Genomic DNA, 777 nt, shown 5'->3' with positions numbered 1-777 from the left:
CAGAACATCGACGACATCCCAGCCTCCGGGGCTCCGATGCTGAACATGATCGAGTGGTGGTTGTGCCTGAACATGCCCCCCGACGAAGTAGAGAAGATCTCCAGGTTCCGCGAGCTGTCGCCGGCGCAGAAGTCGATGATGCTCTCGGCCCGCAAGGAAAGCGGCAAATTCACCGAGGGCGTGCTCCTGGCCAAGGGCAAGGAATACCTCGTCCGTGTGGTTCCCCCGAGTCTCTACCTGGCCCTGGCCATGACCGAAAACGAAGAAAAGAACCAGCGCTACAACATCATGCAAGCCACCGGCTGCGACGAGCTCGAGGCGGCCTTGCAGGTCGCAGCGGATCTCGACAAGGCGCGCGGCCTGCCACCCTTCCCCATTATTTTCCCAGACCAACCGGCAGTGGAGTGCCAGGACGAATGAGAGCTCTGAATTCGCTGACCCAGAACCTGATCGACAACCTGACCCAGATCCTGCAGAACCCCGAAGAGGATGCCCTGCAGACGCTCAGGATATGCGCTCCTGTACTGATAGAGGAGCTGCAGCAGATTCAACTGAGGGCAGTCGATCGCCGGGATATCGTCCCGCAGATAAAGCAGCTCCTAGATGAATGGCTGCAACACCATCCACAGCCTGATACGGCCCAACAGGCGCTCATCGAGGCCGTGGACCGCGCGGAAATCCTACAGCGGAGGCAAGCGTGAGGCTGTTGAAGGGCGGCTGGCCAGCGAAACGATTTCAAGGTCCCGCCCTGCCCTGGGCGGGGCTGCTGCTGATCTT

The 777-nt window shown here is 60.4% G+C and carries 1 protein-coding gene and 2 pseudogenes; all 3 read left to right on the top strand.

Features of this window, described 5'->3' with window-relative positions; genetic code table 11:
* A pseudogene (locus HMPREF2924_RS07630) lies at positions 1–420 on the top strand (conjugative transfer ATPase); the annotation flags it as partial.
* On the top strand, positions 417–701 hold the full coding sequence (locus tag HMPREF2924_RS07625) for a hypothetical protein (protein WP_003134196.1): 285 nt from the start codon (positions 417–419) through the stop codon (positions 699–701). The pseudogene HMPREF2924_RS07630 and the gene HMPREF2924_RS07625, both read left to right, overlap by 4 nt.
* Positions 698–777: pseudogene (locus HMPREF2924_RS36345) on the top strand (protein-disulfide isomerase); the annotation flags it as partial. The gene HMPREF2924_RS07625 and the pseudogene HMPREF2924_RS36345, both read left to right, overlap by 4 nt.

It is taken from the genome of Pseudomonas sp. HMSC063H08, assembly GCF_001813645.1.
Taxonomy (GTDB): domain Bacteria; phylum Pseudomonadota; class Gammaproteobacteria; order Pseudomonadales; family Pseudomonadaceae; genus Pseudomonas; species Pseudomonas aeruginosa.
The sequence above is the reverse complement of the archived record's forward strand: the minus strand, read 5'-3'. Positions and strand labels throughout refer to the sequence as shown.